The organism is Providencia lanzhouensis (genome assembly GCF_050469745.1).
Taxonomy (GTDB): domain Bacteria; phylum Pseudomonadota; class Gammaproteobacteria; order Enterobacterales; family Enterobacteriaceae; genus Providencia; species Providencia lanzhouensis.
The window spans coordinates 949,275-966,775 of the sequence record NZ_CP174123.1 but is presented as its reverse complement, the minus strand read 5'-3'; the positions used below and the strand labels follow the sequence as shown (position 1 = coordinate 966,775).

The 17,501-nt window shown below is 41.5% G+C and carries 15 protein-coding genes; 7 read left to right on the top strand and 8 right to left on the bottom strand.

Annotated features, from left to right (window positions below; translation table 11 throughout):
* The gene (locus ACIH2S_RS04340) at positions 1 to 1,044 is read right to left on the bottom strand and encodes a hypothetical protein (RefSeq protein ID WP_272534981.1); all 1,044 of its coding nucleotides are present in this window, start codon (positions 1,042 to 1,044) and stop codon (positions 1 to 3) included.
* Positions 1,045 to 1,065: 21 nt separating this feature from the next.
* Positions 1,066 to 1,626: a LemA family protein gene (locus ACIH2S_RS04335; RefSeq protein ID WP_272534979.1), complete on the bottom strand. Its 561-nt coding sequence runs from the start codon at positions 1,624 to 1,626 to the stop codon at positions 1,066 to 1,068.
* A 554-nt stretch (positions 1,627 to 2,180) separates the two neighbouring features.
* Between ACIH2S_RS04335 and ACIH2S_RS04330 the strand changes: the two genes are divergently transcribed.
* The 4 genes from ACIH2S_RS04330 to ACIH2S_RS04315 all read left to right on the top strand — a co-directional run bounded on the left by ACIH2S_RS04330 (position 2,181) and on the right by ACIH2S_RS04315 (position 6,941).
* On the top strand, positions 2,181 to 3,254 hold the full coding sequence (locus ACIH2S_RS04330) for a zinc-binding dehydrogenase (protein WP_036954051.1): 1,074 nt from the start codon (positions 2,181 to 2,183) through the stop codon (positions 3,252 to 3,254).
* A gap of 185 nt (positions 3,255 to 3,439) precedes the next feature.
* Complete coding sequence (locus ACIH2S_RS04325) at positions 3,440 to 4,300, top strand: ABC transporter substrate-binding protein (protein ID WP_414153954.1); 861 nt, start codon at positions 3,440 to 3,442, stop codon at positions 4,298 to 4,300.
* 174 nt (positions 4,301 to 4,474) lie between these two features.
* Positions 4,475 to 5,959, top strand: coding sequence for a sugar ABC transporter ATP-binding protein (locus tag ACIH2S_RS04320; RefSeq protein WP_036954047.1), 1,485 nt, complete (start codon positions 4,475 to 4,477; stop codon positions 5,957 to 5,959).
* A 10-nt stretch (positions 5,960 to 5,969) separates the two neighbouring features.
* Complete coding sequence (locus tag ACIH2S_RS04315) at positions 5,970 to 6,941, top strand: ABC transporter permease (RefSeq protein ID WP_036954045.1); 972 nt, start codon at positions 5,970 to 5,972, stop codon at positions 6,939 to 6,941.
* 58 nt (positions 6,942 to 6,999) lie between these two features.
* On the opposite strand, the gene ACIH2S_RS04310 is transcribed toward ACIH2S_RS04315, so the two are convergent.
* The 6 genes from ACIH2S_RS04310 to ACIH2S_RS04285 form a co-directional block, all read right to left on the bottom strand.
* A complete protein-coding gene (locus ACIH2S_RS04310) occupies positions 7,000 to 8,004 on the bottom strand; it encodes a LacI family DNA-binding transcriptional regulator (RefSeq protein ID WP_036954043.1) in 1,005 nt (334 codons plus the stop codon).
* Positions 8,005 to 8,265: 261 nt separating this feature from the next.
* Entirely contained in the window at positions 8,266 to 9,081 is an 816-nt protein-coding gene (locus ACIH2S_RS04305) for a sulfite exporter TauE/SafE family protein (RefSeq protein ID WP_196712534.1), read from the bottom strand.
* Positions 9,069 to 9,455 (bottom strand): thioredoxin family protein, encoded by a 387-nt coding sequence (locus ACIH2S_RS04300; protein WP_108479476.1) that lies wholly within the window; start codon positions 9,453 to 9,455, stop codon positions 9,069 to 9,071. Before ACIH2S_RS04300 ends, ACIH2S_RS04305 begins: the two co-directional genes overlap by 13 nt.
* A 68-nt stretch (positions 9,456 to 9,523) precedes the next feature.
* Positions 9,524 to 10,189, bottom strand: a complete 666-nt coding sequence (gene ccmB, locus ACIH2S_RS04295) for a heme exporter protein CcmB (protein WP_036954037.1) — start codon at positions 10,187 to 10,189, stop codon at positions 9,524 to 9,526.
* The gene (ccmA, locus tag ACIH2S_RS04290; protein ID WP_036954035.1) at positions 10,189 to 10,806 is read right to left on the bottom strand and encodes a cytochrome c biogenesis heme-transporting ATPase CcmA; all 618 of its coding nucleotides are present in this window, start codon (positions 10,804 to 10,806) and stop codon (positions 10,189 to 10,191) included. The genes ccmB and ccmA overlap by 1 nt, the downstream gene beginning before the upstream one ends.
* Positions 10,807 to 10,839: 33 nt before the next feature.
* The gene (locus tag ACIH2S_RS04285; RefSeq protein ID WP_036954033.1) at positions 10,840 to 12,018 is read right to left on the bottom strand and encodes an ion channel; all 1,179 of its coding nucleotides are present in this window, start codon (positions 12,016 to 12,018) and stop codon (positions 10,840 to 10,842) included.
* Between the two features lie 368 nt (positions 12,019 to 12,386).
* Between ACIH2S_RS04285 and cptA the strand changes: the two genes are divergently transcribed.
* The 3 genes from cptA (at position 12,387) to ACIH2S_RS04270 (ending at position 17,288) form a co-directional block, all read left to right on the top strand.
* Positions 12,387 to 14,096, top strand: coding sequence for a phosphoethanolamine transferase CptA (gene cptA, locus ACIH2S_RS04280; RefSeq protein ID WP_036954031.1), 1,710 nt, complete (start codon positions 12,387 to 12,389; stop codon positions 14,094 to 14,096).
* 205 nt (positions 14,097 to 14,301) lie between these two features.
* A complete protein-coding gene (locus ACIH2S_RS04275) occupies positions 14,302 to 14,757 on the top strand; it encodes a hypothetical protein (protein ID WP_036954029.1) in 456 nt (151 codons plus the stop codon).
* 524 nt (positions 14,758 to 15,281) lie between these two features.
* Entirely contained in the window at positions 15,282 to 17,288 is a 2,007-nt protein-coding gene (locus ACIH2S_RS04270; RefSeq protein ID WP_108479478.1) for a BCCT family transporter, read from the top strand.
* The last annotated feature ends 213 nt before the right edge of the window (positions 17,289 to 17,501 follow it).

Genomic DNA, 17,501 nt, shown 5'->3' with positions numbered 1-17,501 from the left:
TCATTCACTGTCAGATAACGAAATTTGGTTAAAATGGAGCGTTAAGTATCCATCTTGATAACTCACTGGCGTCATTAATATTAGCGCAATCAGAATAGCTGCAATCATTGCTGTCACCCCAATATTCCGACGCATTGGCGCGGATTTATTCCAGCGAGTCACATAATCTGATGGCGAAACACCTAATAACATGTGTGGCGCTTTACGGGTGATCACCACTTTGCCATTCTCACTGTCCGCTGACCCAATCAATAAATAACTCTTCCCACTTTCAAGTAAATACTCTTTATAACGACGATTGCCACTCTCATAATCCATATGGGGGGATAATCCGGTATGAACAAAATAATCTGGGTCACAAATCACATTCACAGAGCCAGTATCATCCGTCATGGTGAAATTATGTAGCTGAACACTGCTGTCTCTGAGGGTATAACTTTTTTTACCCTCTTTATCCGTAGAGATAGAGTACTCGTAATAAAAAGCACCATAACAGCTACGATTACCTAACTTACTTTTGACTTCCTTTCCTGAGGTTATTTTCCCTTCTACTTCTACGATCCCCATCGCAATTGAGCGAATTTTTGAAGTTGCGAGGTTCTTTTGAAACTTTAGAAAGCGTTTTTCGGGGGTATTTTGAATAAAACTGAAAACAAACAATAAGACGAAAGCCACAAAAAAGAGGCGAATATCGATAAAAAAGCCCATGGTTAAACACCCAGCCAATGCAGTGCCAACAAGGGTTTTTAATAATGCAATAAATTTGGAGGAGCCTTCCTTTTGCAAACGTTGATAGCGATCATACGCACTTTCCGTTATTCCAACGACAATACGACTAGCCGCAAAAGCCATCCCTACTGCCACAGCATAGAAAAAGTAGCGTTCATATTCACCAGGTCTCGGCGAGATAGTTTCCCATGCCCCAAATAGCACCGCAGTAAAAAGAATAATGCCCCAGTTTAATTTACGCTTTTTTGAATACTTTCTGTCTAAATAAAAAAGAATGCCGCCTAATACGGCACCTAAAAAATAGTAGATATTCACAGATGATACCTTTAACGGTGATTATGATTTGAATTGAATACCATCATATTTTTTCTCAGCTTCAGTGATTTCCAATAAAGGCAACGCAGTAAAACCAAAAATATTGGCAAAAATACTGTCTGGGAACATTTGGATCGCCGTATTGTATTCCGTTGTTGCATCATTGAAGCCTTCGCGGCGCTGAGCAATTTTATCTTCCACTTCGCTTAGTGCGATTTGTAATTGGGTAAATTGCTCACCCGATATTAGCGTTGGGTAGTTTTCAGCAACCGCGACGAGGCTTTTTAATGCTTTATCCATTTCATTTGATGCAGCAATTTTTTCATTCACATTTTTAGCACTGAAATAATTTTGGCGAGCATCACTCAATGAAGTAAATAGCGCTTTTTCATGCTCCATGGCTTTTTCAACTATCGTGACTAGCTGGGGAATTTGGTCAGCACGCTGTTTTAAAATCACATCAATATTGGCAAATTGATTGGTAACTTGATTCCGAGTACTCACTAAGCGGTTATAAATAGAAATTCCCCATCCCGCTAAAATAAGCAGTAAAACCAGAAGAACAATCATTGTCGTTGCCATTTTTATGCCTTTTAATTAAAAAATCATTAGTCCTGAGATATTTAATTTAAGTTATCGATATAACACTTTTTATTCAATCGGAAAAATAGCAAAGAAAAGGATTAATAGTGATTTACACACCATACCAAATCGATCATGATCACATTAATGACGCAAACTAATTCAAATTTCACCTTAAAGTGTTAGCTGAAATGTTTTTTCAAAGATTCTTCACTTCTGAAAATAACGAAACTAATTATACTCTTTCGAAAATCATCGCATCCACTATAGTTTGCATTTTGTCTGGCAAACAAACCTCATAAACAAAAGAGTTCTTAAATAAAAAATAGGATTTGAATCACAATTATCACTTTTTTATTTAGCATCTCTCAAAAATGACGACGTCGTCATATTAAAAACTAAACAATTTATTTATAACAATAGAGCATCACTTTTCTCACACCATTATTATTTTTAGCCGTCAAGCGTTACAAAGAGAACGGTTTACTTACAAAAACGACGTTTAATGTTGACGTCAACATTATAGCCAACATCCAGAATGAGGTTATTAGAATATGAGTACCCTACCTGAAAAAATGAAAGCAGTTGTATGTCATGGCCCCCATGATTACCGCTTTGAAGCGATTAAAAGACCAACACCAGGGTTTCGTGAAGTGGTCATCAAAGTAGATGGATGCGGTATCTGTGCAGGTGACTGTAAAGCGAATGATGGCGCTCAAATGTTCTGGGGTGAAAACCCATGGATCAAAGCCCCTGTCGTACCAGGACACGAATTTTACGGACGCGTCGCTGAGCTGGGCGAAGGTTCTGGTGAAAAATATGGTCTGAAAGTAGGCGATCGTATTTTAGCGGAACAAATCGTGCCTTGCTGGGAGTGTCGTTTCTGTAAGTCAGGCAAATATTGGATGTGCGAAACCCATGATATTTACGGCTTCCAAAAAGAAGTTGCCGATGGTGGGATGGCGGAATATATGCGTTTTTCTGAGCGTGCCATTATTCACAAAATTCCAGATGAGCTTTCAGAAAAAGATGCGGCGTTAATCGAGCCAATGGCCTGCGCTATCCATACCGTTCGTCGTGGTGATATCGATTTAAATGACGTTGTCGTTATCGCAGGTGCAGGTCCACTGGGTCTGTGCATGATCCAAGTCGCGAAACTCAAAACCCCGAAAAAATTAGTCGTTATCGATGCTATCGATGAGCGCCTTGAATTAGCTAAGAAATTTGGTGCTGACGTGGTGATCAACCCACTGAAAGAAGATGCCATCAAACTGGTTAAAGAAATGACCGAAGGTTACGGTTGCGATGTGTACATCGAAGCGACTGGTGCTCCAATCGGCGTGACTCAAGGGTTAGAAATGATCCGTAAACTGGGTCGCTTCGTCGAGTTCAGCGTTTTCGGTAAAGAAACCACCGTAGACTGGTCAATTATCGGTGACCGTAAAGAGTTAGATATCCGAGGTGCTCACTTAGGCCCATACAGCTACGAGGTCGCCATTGACCTATTTAGCCGCGGGTTAGTATGTGCTGACGATATCGTTACCCACTTCTACTCAATCGATGATTGGGAAGAGGCATTTGTTATGGCGAAATCGGCAGACTCTATCAAAGTCGTTATCAAGCCATAATGCTGTTGTAGTGCAATATAGTGAAATTCAGTATTGTGAAATGCAGTATCAGCATAATTAAAGTAAGTCATTAATAATCATAAATATTAGCAGTACCCTATAACACTAAAGACTCTTTAGGAGAACATCTTATGTTGAGTAAATTTAAAAAGTTAGCTGTTGCAGCAAGCGTTTTAACACTGGGCATGGCTTTTAACGCGACAGCAAAACCTGTTTCTGTCGGAATGTCGTTTCAAGAACTGAATAACGAATATTTCGTGACCATGAAAGAGGCTTTAGAAAGCGCAACAGGTGAAATGGGCGCTCAACTTTATATCGCTGATGCGGCACACGATGTCTCAAAACAAACCAGCGATATCGAAGATATGCTTCAGAAAAAAATCGATATTCTGCTGATTAACCCAGCAGATAGCGTGGGTGCAGAAACAGCTGTATTAGCTGCGAAAAAAGCGGGTGTCGTGGTGATTGCAATCGATGCACAAGCTAACGGTCCAATCGACTCATTCGTGGGTTCTAAAAACTACGAAGCAGGTCTAATGGCGGGTAAACGTTTAGGTGAATCATTAGGTGGTAAAGGCGAAGTGGCTATCCTTGATGGTATCCCTGTCGTGCCAATCCTTGAGCGTGTTCGTGGTTTTGAAGCCGCCATGAAAGAGTATCCAAACATCAAGATTGTGACCAAATTAAACGGTAAACAAGAGCGTGATACTGCGATGAACGTCACTGAAAACATGCTGCAAGCTAACCCTGGCTTGAATGGTATCTTTAGTGTGAACGATGTGGGTTCTTTAGGCGCATTAGCGGCAATCGAATCTGCAGGTCGTGATGTGAAACTGGTGAGTGTTGATGGTTCTCCTGAAGCCGTCGCTGAAATTGCCAAAGGTAATTCACCGTTTATCGCTACTTCCGCACAATTCCCACGTGACCAAGTACGTATTGGTTTAGCCATGGGCTTAGCAAAACACTGGGGAGCTAACGTACCTAAAGAAGTTCCTCTGGATGTTAAGTTAATCGATAAAACCAATGCTAAAGATTTCCATTGGTAATCAGCAATTAACAAAGTAAATAAATAAGTCGAACTCGGTATTGCGCCTACGGATTATTCCCCGGCGCAATACTCTTAATAAAAATGAATGACACTCTGTTTATTGGAAAGCATTTCACTTTCCAACTCGCTTTGTTACCCATTTTTAAGCGGTAAAGAAAATAAGGGAAGCAACATGATGCAATTGTTAGCATTAAAAGATGTCAGTAAAACTTTCCCTGGGGTTAAGGCGCTAGATAATATTAATCTCTCTTTAGAAAAAGGAGAGGTACACGCACTGCTGGGTGAAAATGGTGCGGGTAAATCAACGCTAATGAAAGTGCTGTGTGGAATTCATAAACCAGATAGCGGGAAAATACTTATCGAAGGCGAAGAGTACACCTTCCATAATTATCGTGATGCCATTAAAGCGGGCGTCGGTATTATTTTCCAAGAGTTTTCGTTAATCCCTTATTTAAATGCTTTTGAAAATATCTTTTTAAACCGGGAAATTAAAAATAAATTTGGCTTATTAGATAGAAAGCTGATGCGTGAAAAAGCGCAGATAATCCTATCTGAGTTGGGCGTTAATATTGATATTGATGAACCCATTAGCCATTTAAGTATTGCTGAACAACAATTTGTGGAAATTGCCAAAGCGCTTTCTCTGGATGCCAAAATATTGGTACTAGATGAGCCAACGGCAACATTAACCCCCAAAGAAGCCAATCACCTATTTGATGTGATGCGTGACCTGAAAGCAAAAGGCGTCGGCATGTTCTTTATCTCTCACCACTTGGAAGAGATTTATGAAATTTGCGACACCATTAGCGTATTGCGAGATGGTCAATATATTGGATCCCGTAAGGTGGATGATACCGACCTTGATGTGATCATCGAAATGATGGTGGGTCGTGAAGTCGAAAATATCTACCCGCCAAAACGTCATTTTGATGGACAAGAGGTCATTCTCGACGCTCAAATTCAACGGTTTGCTTCTAGCCCAACCAATCGCATTCAATTGAAAAAAGGCGAGATCCTCGGTCTTGCAGGCTTAGTCGGCTCTGGCCGCACTGAAAATATTCTCGCCATGATGGGCGCGGATAAAGCCTACAAGAAAAAAGTGGTTCTAGAGGGGCAAGAAGTCAAAATGAAATCTGCGGCACAAGCGCTCCAGTTAGGCATTGGACTTTTACCTGAAAGCCGTAAAACCCAAGGTTTGGTTTTGCCATTCTCAGTTAAAGAAAATATTTGGCTAAATAACCACGCTCAAAAACTGTTCTTAATTCAAAATAAAAAAGAACATTTGTTATCTCTTGATTTAATTTCGCAAGTCAAAGTTAAAACACCAGAAGCAGATACAGCGGTTTCAACGCTTAGCGGTGGAAACCAACAAAAAGTGGTGATTGCACGTTGGCTAAATAAACAAGCCAAAATTCTTATTTTCGATGAGCCTACACGGGGTATCGACGTCGGAGCAAAATCAGAAATCTATCAATTAATGCGTTCACTTACCGAAAAAGGGATCTCAATTATTATGATTTCCTCAGAGCTGCCTGAAGTTATTGGCGTGAGCGATCGAGTTTTGGTGTTTCGAGATGGTGAAGTTGCTGCTGAATTAAGTGGGGACGAGATTAACTCAACCCAGATTATGTTACATGCGGCCGGCAATATTATATAGGATCATGACTATGTCTAACCAAAGTACAATTCCACTGGCGAAGAATAAATTTAATTTTGCCAAATTAACCAAGATACCGGCATTTTTACCTCTCGTTGGGTTAATTATTTTATTTGCTTGTATGTCCATTTTTAATGAGCATTTTTTAACGGTAAATAACTTATCTACTATTGCCCGCCAAGTTTCTATTAATGCAATCATTGCTATCGGGATGACATTTGCCATCTTAACCGGAGGGATCGACCTTTCCGTTGGGGCGGTGATGGCGCTATCCGGTACATTGATGGCTGGATTAATGAAATATTATGGTATGGATCCTTCCATTGCCATTGCTCTGGGTCTGTTATCTGGTATCGCGTTTGGATTTATTAATGGGATTTTAACTGCTTACGGTAAAATGCCGCCAATTATCGTGACCTTAGGCGCCATGATTATTGCGAAAGGCTTAGCGCTAATTTACACCGGTGGCTACCCTATTTCTGGCTTACCTCAAGAGTTTGCTTTTTGGGGACGTGAAGAGTTGATGGGAATTCAGGTACCTATCCTATTAATGCTAGGTCTGTATCTAATTTTTTATGTGGTGCTTAATCATATTCCATTCGGCCGCTATATTTATGCCATTGGCGGTAACGAAGAGGCGGCGCGTTTAAGTGGTATCCGCGTTGAGCGCTATAAAATGTTGGTGTACGTCATCAGTGGTTTCACTGCCGCATTTGCCGGACTGATTTTTACCTCTCGCGTTATGAGCGGTCAGCCTAATGCCGGTGTCGGTTTTGAACTTGATGCTATTGCAGCAGTCGTTTTGGGTGGTGCATCTATCGCAGGCGGTCGCGGGATGATCATCGGCACATTGATCGGCGCAATGATTTTAGGTGTACTAAACAATGGCTTGAACCTTCTGGGTATCTCACCGTACGTTCAATATATTGTAAAAGGTCTAATTATCTGGGGCGCAACCTTAATTAGCTCAATGAAGCGTTGATTTTCACGCTGTTACGAAAAACAACAAATAAGGATTTCATGATGAAATCCTTATTTTTTTAATCGTAAGTCACAAGTTTTCCATTGACGAAAATTTGCTTGGAACCCGTTTCTTTAGTGGTACCACCTTCTATCTCTGCAAACAGTAATTCTGCTGTTCGTTTACCTAAATAAACTGAGTCATGGTGAACGCCTGAAATCGATAAATGATAAGTATCAGCATAAGGCGGTAAGTCCACCGAGAAATAACGGCAAGATAATCCGAGTTCAGAAATAATTTTGTACATCCCCGCGGTAATAATTCCGTTTAAGCCCACGATATACATATTGGGTGTATAGAGTTCTTTTATTTTTTCTCTTAAATACTCTTCATCTTTCTTACTAAAAATATAACTACTGTACAGGACATGAATATTTTTACGGTTAGTAAATTGATCATAAATACCCGCTAAGCGTGAAAGACTAATTTCAGAATGCTCAGGCCCTGAGACAATTAAGGTATTTTCGCTGCGTTGCTGATTGAGATATTTACCGGTTAATGCCCCGATTTCAAAGTTCTTCAAAAATAGCCCAGGGTAATCTTTGCCATAAATAGAACGGTCAACAAAAACCAGAGGGACTTTATGCTGATCAATCAGTGATAAATAACTCGGTTGATAGGCTTTATCGTCACGCACAGGCGAAAGTAAAATACCGCTAGCCTTATAGCTGACTAAGGTTTCAATAGCCGTTTGCTCGGCTTTTTCATCGCTATCGGTATCAAAGATCATCACCTGATACCCTTTCTCTTTCGCTAAGCGGGAAACCGTCTGGATTAATACAACATAGAACGGGTTAAAGGTACTGTCCGTAACAACCCCAATAATGCGGCTATTTTTATTCTTTAAATTCCGAGCAAATACATTGGGGACATAATTTAATTCTTGCGCGATAGCGAGTATTTTTTCTCGCGTCTCTTTTTTTACCAATTCTGGGTGATTAAAAGCTCGAGATACCGTAATATCGGTCACATTCGCGCGTTTGGCGATATCAATGATGGTTGTTGAACTATCTTGTTTAGTCATATTTATGCTAGTCAACCTGTAATGATTATTGTATTTGGTAGGGTATAGCGTGTCCTGTTGATGTCGCTGCTGAATAAGAATTGCGATTAATCCATTATACCTGTTTATCATTGAAGATAAATCAGTTTTCTTTCTTATACATCAAACCAATAGCATCTTATGCCTAATATTCTCAATTTGAATCAAGCCAAATATAAAAAAATATTTTAAAAGTAAAATAACTGAAAAACCACTAATAAATGAGTAGTGGAAATGAAGTTATTATATTAAAAAACTGGGGATTCCATTATTTTTTATAAAAATAAAAATTGAATATAACAAATAAAATGAAACAAAAACAACCAATAATGCAAATATAGTTTGAACAATATTAACAGGGATATAGCCAATCAAAAAACGCCCAACAACCAGCCCTAAAACGCAGGCTAAAATAAAAGTTGCGCTCACCTCTAATGGATATTCAAAACCATTCAATATATTAATTGAAATACTAATGCTGCCAATGAGGAATATCACCATCAGCGAGGTGACAATAATGCTTTTAAGGTTTAAATTGGTGAACTTTTTCATTGCAGGCACAATAATAAACCCGCCGCCTACACCTAATAGCCCCGTCAGTAATCCAGCAACTAATCCAATTCCCCCTAATATAGATGCCGTTTTGATATTCCAAATAAATTTTCCTGTTTGCTGGTTTATTTTGCACGGAGCATCATCATCTTTAATTACTTTCTTAAAAACAATACGATATGCAACCACCAGCATCACGAGACTAAATGCTAAAGTCAGCCATTGGGGTGAAACAATTTGTGCTAAATAAACGCCATATTTCGCGGTAGGAATGCTAATTAACGCAATCCAAATAGCCGCTTTATAACGAATATTCTGCTGAATAAGCCCTTGAATAGCACCAACTAATGCCGCCAATGTAATGGCCAATAACCCCACTGGTGCGGCGAGTGCAACGCCCCATCCTTGAGATGTCATCAAGGCAGGAACCGCTAAAATACCACCACCAGCGCCCGTTAATCCTAATAGGCAGCCAATCACCAAACCTTCTAATATCAATGTGAACATAGCAACCTATTTTCTATTTGAGTAATCAGCTGTGAAAGTCGATATTCCCCTGCCATTAAATCCACAAGACGAGAATCATGGAAAAACGCAATGGAAGGCACGGATTTAATTCCATACTGAGGGGCTATTGTCGGAGATTGAGCGATATCTACTATTCCAAAATGTATACTGCCACCAAAATTTATACGACCGCCAAAGTGCGTACCATTATCAGAAAAGTAATCCGTGAGTTGTAAATAGATAGGCTGCATGCTCTTACATGGCTGGCACCATGATGCACAAAAATAGATTAACGCCCATTGCCCGCTCGGCTGCATCGGGTCAGATAACAGCCGGCTAAAATTATCGCTACTGATGAAGGGAACAGCGGGCATGACGTTTTTTCCTTTTACACTGAGCATCACATCACCGACTGTATCAGCTCAATTGGAAAAAATCTCCCCTAGCTGTTACTCACGTTGATCTTCAATGCGGCAGCAATTGCCAACGGAGAAAAGGTGATGCTTGCGGCAAATAGTGCGCCGAGGATCGCAAAATATCCGCCAAGAGGCATATTAAAACTGTATGCTTCCATCGTGCCCGTCGCATAAATTAACACCGGAATATACAGCGGTAGCACCAGTAAACTGACCAGTACGCCCCCCTTTTTTAATGATACGGTGAGCGCAGCACCAATCGCACCAATAAAGCTCAATACTGGCGTTCCTAGCAGTAACGTCCCCGCTAGCACCAATAATGTGTCGCCATTAATTGATAACATTACCGCTGCAACAGGAGACAGTAGCACCAGAGGCAGTCCCGTCACTAGCCAGTGGGAAATCACTTTGGCTAAAACCGTGATAAACAGAGGGTGTGGTGCCAGTAATAATTGCTCTAACGAGCCATCCAGATAGTCATCTTTAAATAAACGTTCTAACGAAAGCAACGACGATAAAATGGCGGCAACCCAAAAAATCCCCACAGAGATCCGTGCCAATAATTGCGGTTCAGGGCCAATGCTCAATGGAAAAAGCGTGATGACGATTAAGAAAAACCACAGTGGGTTAACCAATTCGGAGAAGCTACGAAAGGCAATTTTAAGCTCTCTTTTTATTAATAGCCAAAACATCACTCGTACCCACCTGTCAGTTTTAATGTCCCAAAGTGCCCTGTCATCGCTTGGTGCGACGTAAATAAAATCATGCCACCTTGCTCTGCATGTTGATGAAAACACTCAGTTAAACGATTTACCCCCGCCACATCAATAGCCGTGAATGGCTCATCCAAAATCCACAGTGGCGCATCGCTTAACCATAAGCGGGCAAGGTTGACTCGGCGCTGTTGCCCTGCTGAAAGCTGCCCGACAGGAATATCCTCATACCCCATCAAAGAGACTTCTTCTAGCGCAGACCAAATTTTGTCGCCTTCAGGTTCTTGGTGGTGCATTTGGTAATAAAACTTCAGGTTTTCATAGGGGGTTAACAGTGATTTTACAGCCGGTTTATGCCCCAGATACAGCAAGTGGCGAGTAAACTCTTCCTTAAGTTTTTCAATGGAGTGCTGCTGCCATAAAATTTCACCTTCATCCGGCTTTAATAACCCAGCCATCATGCGTAACAGTGTGGTTTTACCTGCCCCGTTAGGTCCTTCTACCTGCAAAATTTGGTTCGGCATAACCGAAAAATCCAGCTGCCGAAATAGCGTTCTATTTTGTCGATGGCAGGTAATTTTATCCGCACTTAACATGGGGCTGAGTTCCTTTTAACATCCGTGAGGTCGCTAGCTTTTTGTAATTTTGTTCAGCAGCATATCACTAATGCTGTCATTAGAAATTGTTTCACCGCAAAGCACTTGCATCAAAACTTCCGAGCCAAGGGACGAGAGTGAAAACAGCATATCCGGGTTCAGCAAACGGATTTTATCCATGTTTGATTCTTGGTTAACCAATACCACGGTTTTTGCTTCGCTTTTACTACCCGATTGCGCTTTTACACCGAGCAAGGCAAAGGTACTTAACGAGTCACTATCGGTCATGATCAGCACACATTTCGCCTGTTTCACATTGGCTTCTGCCAATAAAGCGGAGTCCGTTGGGTCTCCTGTCACGATATTATCTTTTTCGGGATAGTGGCTGCGGTGACTTTCTTGGCAAATCACGGCGACAGGCAGTTCCCGTTTTTTCAGTGCTTGATAGACGTTAACCGCCATCGGTGTACTACCAATCACCACATAATGATTTTTCATATATGAAAACCTCTTGCGAACAATCTCTTTGGTACCTTTGGCTAATACGCCTACCACATACACTACGGAGGTAGTAAAAATGGTGATCCCTAAGATAATTACAGTCACCGTAAAGACCCTAGCGTCCAGGGTGACAGGAACAATATCGCCAAACCCTACGGTCGTCATACACACCAGCGCAAAATAAAATGCCGTGGTGCCATCCTTCACAACGGGTAAGAATTCATCGCCGATATACAGCGTACCGAAAATGGAATAGAGCAATAATGAAATAATACAGGTGAGCGCCACAAACCCCGCGCTACTGATACTGTGTCGAGGGTACAGTTTCCAAAAGAGTGTTAATGCGACAAACAAGCCAAAAGAGAAATAACCTTGTCGCACATGTTCCGTCGCCACTTTTAAGTCAACAAAGGCAATGATTGCCAATAATAAGAGTGCGAAAACCCATGCAATGCGCGCGCCATTGATCATAAATAGCGAAAGAAAGATAAGCGAGATACCCAATAAGAAGCGGGGAATATCCAGCAATTTCATAAACCCTAAGGATTTTAACCACTCGGTAAATCCACTTTGGCGCCAATCGATATAGTCCGTGTAAGCACTTAAGATGGGCTTTAAGATGAGCCCGCCATCAACAATAATCAAAATGGAGAGCAGAATTCTCACGGCTAAAGCGGATTTCAAAAAAGCCACAAAGGCGTTATCTAGCATCGTTTATGCCTCGCATTAAGCATCCCCTATCAATTAAATGCCATCAGTATTTCTAGCTAATAGATTAACAAAGAATAATATCAATTCCATTGCTTATGCAATAAATGAAAAATGTGAAGGAAAGCCTCATTTCTTAATAGGTTAATCATTAAATGAGCGCCAAAAAGAAAAATTTATAAATGATTTAAAAATCATTGATAAACAATGTAATAAATTAGTCCTTATCTGCATCTACAATAAACAATAAAACAGTAAACACATTCTTAATATAATTTGAACTTACTCGATAACTATCTATCTAAAAAACGATTTTTCGACTATGTTTTGATTGTTACTTAACGAAACTAATAATTAAGAGCTAAAAATTTATGGTTAATTCGATAAAAGCAGGAAAGTTTAGCTGGATGTCCTTGTTCTGGCTGCTAATATTTTTCTGGTATTTTTCATCTTTATTACAGCTGTATGTGGTTATCACCGGGCAAAGTAATACCATCGGGTTAAGAGATTCTCTACTCTATAGCTCACTCTGGCTCGTTCCCGCACTATTTTTCCCTAGAAAAATCAAACTAGTAGCAGGCTTAATCGGGATTGTTTTATGGCTATCCTCGGTCGTCGCTCTTGCTTATTTCGTGGTGTATGGGCATCAATTATCCCAAAGCGTGATGTTTGTGATGTTCGAAACCAACACCAACGAAGCGGGTGAATTCTTACGCCAATATCTGAGCTTTAAAGTGATTGCGGTGATTTTGGCTTACACCCTTGGCGCTATTTTCCTATGGACACGTTTAAAACCTGTCACGTTGCCAGTACCTGGACGTGTGATTGTGTCCGCGCTCGTTCTGATCGTGCTATTTGGTGTGCCTTACTACAACAAAGCCATCAAACAGCAACGTCCTTTTGAGAACGTCGTTTCCTACGTTAACAGTAAATTAGCGTATGCCGCACCATGGCAGTTTGTAAGTGGTTACTTCCTGTATAAGAACCAGCTGGCAAACATGGAAGAATTAATCCGCGACAACAGCAAAATTCCACCGTTAGAAAACTTTGTTGATGCCAATGGCAATACCCCAAGAACGTTTGTGTTAGTGATTGGTGAATCCACCAGCCGCGACAGAATGAGCTTGTATGGCTATTCTCGTCAAACAACGCCAGAGCTTGATCAACTGGAAAAACAGTATCCAAACAATTTGACGGTCTTTAATGATGTGGTCACGCCACGCCCTTATACCATCGAAGCGTTGCAACAGATTTTAACTTTTGCTTCAGAAACTGAGCCTGATCTGTTTAATTCCCGCCCATCGATTATGAATATGATGAAGCAAGCGGGCTTTAAAACATTCTGGATCACCAATCAGCAAACCATGACCGAGCGAAATACGCTGTTAACGGCGTTCTCTCGTCAAACCGATAAGCAATATTATTTGAACAACGATATGGCGCAAAGCTCCCGTATTTATGATGACGTGGTGCTTGACCCATTCAAAGAAGCCTTAGCTGATCCTGCTGAGAAGAAATTTATTGTGGTGCACCTGTTGGGTACCCATATGCGCTATGAGTTCCGTTATCCTGAAGATAAAGCCATCTTCACCGATAGCAATAGCCCAGTGCCAACCAACTTAAAAGGCGACCAAATCAAAGATTACAATGCCTATGATAATGCTCAGCATTACAATGACTATGTGGTTTCTACGCTGATTAAAGATTTCGATTCTTCAAAAGAAAATGGTTTCTTAGTCTTCTTCTCCGATCATGGTGAAGATGTTTACGACACGCCGCCACATGAAATGTTAGGTCGTAGTGAAGGCAAGCCAAGCAAAGTGATGTACAACGTTCCATTCTTAGTATGGCAGTCGCCAGAATGGTTACAGACTCATCAATTTGACTTGAAAGATAAAACCGCTCGCCCATACAGCAATATGGATTTTATCTATACATGGTCTGATTTGGCAGGTTTCAAGTACACCGGATTTGAGCCACAAAAAAGCCTGATTAACAATGAGTACCAACCACAACCTCGTTGGATTGGTGACCCAGAAAATAAAGCATCCATGATGCTGTATGACGACTTAAAGAAATAACCCTCAATCAGCGCAAGTGGGTGTTTACTCACTTGCGCTCTCTCCTTCCCACACAAGTACCTTTCCACACATCTTTACAGGCGCCACATGGATCTTTTTCCATTTCGTGTGCTACATTTTGATGTGTTTATGTCGGTATTTTAGCCCCAAATGAATTTACCGTTTAATTAGTATTTTTCTAACATGACCTGTTAAGGAATTAATAATGAAACATAAAATCATTTCTTCTCTTGTTGTTGCTGGCGTTTTAACCCTTGTCGCTGGCTGCGATGACTCATCAAAAAAAGACGATGCGGTTCAACAAGTCGAAGAAAAAGCTACCCAGTTAAAAGACGCGACTGAGCAAAAAGCGACTGAGTTATCTGATAGCGCAAAAGCCACCGCGCAAGATGTGAAAAACGATGCTTCAGACAAAGCATCTGAACTCTCAGACAAAGCCAAAGAGTTAGCAGACCAAGGTGAGAAAAAAGCGGATGAGCTGAAACAAGACGCATCTGACTCGGCCGATAAACTCAAAGAACAGTATGACAAAGCATCTAGTGAGTTTTCAGAAAAAGCGCAAGACATGAAAACGGATGCCATTAACAAGGCTGACGAACTCGCCACTGACGCTAAAGACAAAACCGAAGCGTTAAAATCAGAGAATGATGCGAAGAAATAAATCATCGCATTTTCCCCTTTTTTCATTCCAAAGCAGACCGATATTGTCTGCTTTTTTATGCGCATAAGCGTTAATTCATTTTGCTATTTAGCCCGCTTTAAGGCTATTTTTAGCCACATAATCATCTCTTTTGCTCACTTGGCTACATTTCCATAAATAACACCAAAATACAGTAAGATAAATAAACAATGAATTGATAAATAACATGAAATTTACACCCTATGTTTATTTTCATTTTACCGCTTAGGTTGATCATTAATGCCTACCATGGCAGTATACCCTTTCGTTTTTTGTTCATCACAGGGTTCAAAGGGGGTCACCACTTACCAATTTTTGTTGATAATTCAGCCATAAATCATCGTTATCAACGCTCACAATTTAGCCATTTTATTGTTCTTTCTATTTCGTTTCCTATAGGGAAACCCTTTCGCAATAACCTATTGTTTCATTCAGAAGGACAGCTCGCCGCATGCCCCCTTAAGATTGGTATGCAAAAAATAAAATAAAAATCAAAGAAGGTCGTTATGAGTCAAAACGTGACTGAAAACAAAAAAGTACGCACCAAAATCAGCCCCCCTGTGTTTTACAGTTCGGCTATCATTATTCTGCTTATCGTCGGTTTTGCCGCCTTAATGCCTGAAATGGCAGAATCTCATCTAAGTCATCTTCAAAAGAACCTATTTAACAACGCCAGTTGGTTCTACATTCTCGCTGTAGCCATCATTTTGTTGAGTGTGACTTATCTGGGACTCTCGCGTTATGGACAGATAAAATTAGGTCCTGATCACGCACAGCCCAACTTCAGCTATGTCTCGTGGTTTGCCATGTTGTTCTCCGCTGGAATGGGGATCGGCTTGATGTTCTTCGGCGTTGCCGAGCCCGTCATGCACTATCTCAATCCACCAGTAGGGGATCCGCAAACCGTAGAAGCCGCCAAAGAAGCCATGCGCCTGACGTTCTTCCATTGGGGATTACACGCTTGGGCTATCTACGCCATTGTCGCCTTGATTCTGGCCTTTTTCAGCTATCGCCACGGATTGCCACTTACCCTGCGCTCAGCCCTATATCCGATTATTGGTGACCGAATTTATGGTCCTTTAGGTCACGCTGTCGATGTGTTTGCGGTAGTCGGTACCGTATTTGGTGTCGCGACCTCTCTTGGCTTTGGGGTACTGCAAGTTAACGCGGGAATGAACCATCTGTTCGGTTTACCGGTGAATGAAACCGTGCAAGTTGGCTTGATTATCGCCTTCACCGCTCTCGCGACCTTATCCGTCGTCTCTGGATTAGATAAAGGGATCCGTATTTTATCTGAGCTGAACCTCGGTCTCGCCTTCCTGTTGTTACTGTTGATTGTGATCTTAGGTCCGACGGTCTTATTGCTAAAATCCTTTGTGGAAAATACGGGGGGATATCTCTCAGAGATCGTCAGCAAAACGTTTAACTTGTATGCCTACGAACCTAAATCCAGTGATTGGCTAGGGGGTTGGACGCTGCTGTATTGGGGCTGGTGGTTATCATGGTCACCATTTGTTGGGATGTTTATCGCAAGAATTTCTCGCGGTCGTACCATTCGTGAGTTTGTCACTGGCGTTCTGTTTGTTCCTGCGGGCTTTACCCTAATGTGGATGACGTTCTTTGGTAATACCGCCATTGATTTAATCAAAAACCAAGGGGCAACCCGACTGGCAGAAACGGTGCAATCGGATGTGTCACTCGCCCTATTTGAATTTCTAACTTACTTCCCGTTCTCAACAGTATTATCTTTCTTCGCCATGTTGATGGTGGTGGTATTCTTTGTCACCTCCGCAGACTCCGGTGCCATGGTGGTCGATACCCTCGCCTCGGGTGGCGATTCCGATACGCCAGTCTGGCAACGTATTTTCTGGGCTGGATTAATGGGTGTTGTGGCAGTCACCATGCTGTTGGCGGGAGGATTGCAGGCGCTGCAAACCTTAACCATCGCTAGTGCCTTACCATTCGCCGCTGTTCTGCTTGTCTCCATTTATGGATTATTCAAAGCGTTACGAGTGGATGCCTATAAGCGTGATAGCCAACAATTAGCTACCATCGCCCCAACCGCAAGCCGTAACCCGATTCCGTGGCAGCGCCGCTTACGTAATATTGTCTATTTCCCGAAACGCGCTCATGTAAAACGCTTTATGGAAGAGTCCGTGAAACCATCCATGGAGATGGTTTCTGAGGAGCTCGCCAAGCAAGGCACAGTTTGCCATATCCATACCGATAAAGACGATAGGATCGGATTTGAGGTGGATTTAGGCGAAGATATGAACTTTTTATACGAAGTTCGCCTACGTTACTATATTCAGCCGGCCTTTGCTCTGGCAGGTATGGGAACAGACAGTGATGAAGAGCGCAGTGAAGAGCAAAAATACTATCGCGCAGAAATTCACTTAAAAGAAGGTGGGCAGGATTACGACGTGATGGGCTGGGCGAAAGAGCAGATTATTCATGACATCCTCGACCAGTATGAAAAACATATTCACTTCTTGCACTTGCTCGGCAAGTGATCACTAAAATATGCCAGAAAAACAATACTCTAAATAATTTGAATTGCGGCTAGGCGGTAAGAGAAGCTATCTCGGGAAGCATACACAAGTATGTGCCCGAGTAGCTGAGCGCAACCAACAACGCTGCGGTTCAAAGTATGAAAAAAGTTATACTCTAAATAATTTGAATTGCGGCTAGGCGGTAAGAGATGCTATCTCGGGGAGCATACACAA